Genomic DNA, 1,104 nt, shown 5'->3' on the forward strand with positions numbered 1-1,104 from the left:
CTGTGATGTCCGGGGAGGTTGGTCAGTCGGGTGACCGGTGGCCGGCCTCCGAGGGCGGAGTGGGCTCGGTGGTGATTGTAGAAGTGCAGCCAGCCGGGGAGGGCGGCGTTGCGTTGTTCAGTTGAGCTGTAGAAGCGGGCGTAGGCCCAGCCGTCGGCCAGGGTCCGGTGGAAGCGCTCTATTTTGCCGTTGGTCTGGGGCCGGTAGGGTCTGGTCCTTTTCGCGGTGATGCCCAGTTCGGCGCAGGCGTCGCGCCATGCGTGGGACTTGTAGGCGGACCCGTTATCTGACAGGACTCGCTCGACGATGACACCGCGTTGGATGAACCAGGCGACCGCATTGCGGAGCACGGCGACTGCAGTGTCTGCCTTCTCGTCGGTGCAGATTTCGGCGTAGGCAGTTCGGGAGTGATCATCAATGACGGTGTGCACGAACGCGGTCCCGACCTTGCGGTGACGCCTGTTGCCGCCGGCTCGCCGGGATGTAGCTCGGGCGTTGCGTTCGCCCTCGCGGCGGCCGACGTAGCGCCAGCCGCCCCCATCAGGGATATTGCCGAACTTGGTGACGTCGACGTGGATCAGCGAACCGGGGCGGTCGTGCTCATAACGGCGCAGCGGCTCGCCGGTGACACGGTCAATATGTCTGAGCCGGTTGATCCGGCAGCGCACCAACACCGCGTGCACCGTCGAGGTCGCCATCTGCAACCGCGCGGCGATCTGCATCGGCCCGAGCCGGTGACGCCACCGCAGCGCCACGATCTGCTTGGTCGTTGCAGTGCTGGTTTTCGTCGGGCTGGTGTGTGGTCGTGAACTGCGGTCGGTCATGCCCGCCAGCCCTTCGGCTCGGTAGCGGTCAGCCCATTTCTTGGCCGTGCGCGCGCAGACCATGAACATCTTGGCCGCGGCTGCGTAGGTCCAGCCGCAGTCGACGACCAGTCGCGCGAGCCGTAACCGGGTGATCGGGGTGAGGGTGGCGTTAGCGTGGGACACGAGGGCCTCCTGGTTGGCGAAGCGGTTTCTAGACAGCTCCACTTCACAACCGGAGGCCCTCACCTGTCAGGGCGACTCACCGCCAACGGGCGGGACAACCTCTCCGGACATCACA

At 65.9% G+C, this 1,104-nt stretch carries 1 protein-coding gene; it reads right to left on the reverse strand.

Annotation, left to right across the window (positions count from 1 at the left end; genetic code table 11):
* A partial coding sequence (locus A5643_RS10960) for an IS481 family transposase (protein WP_156628759.1) occupies positions 1 to 989 on the reverse strand: 989 nt, incomplete at its 3' end.
* Positions 990 to 1,104: the final 115 nt, after the last annotated feature.

Source organism: Mycobacterium sp. 1274756.6, from assembly GCF_001668625.1.
Lineage (GTDB): Bacteria > Actinomycetota > Actinomycetes > Mycobacteriales > Mycobacteriaceae > Mycobacterium.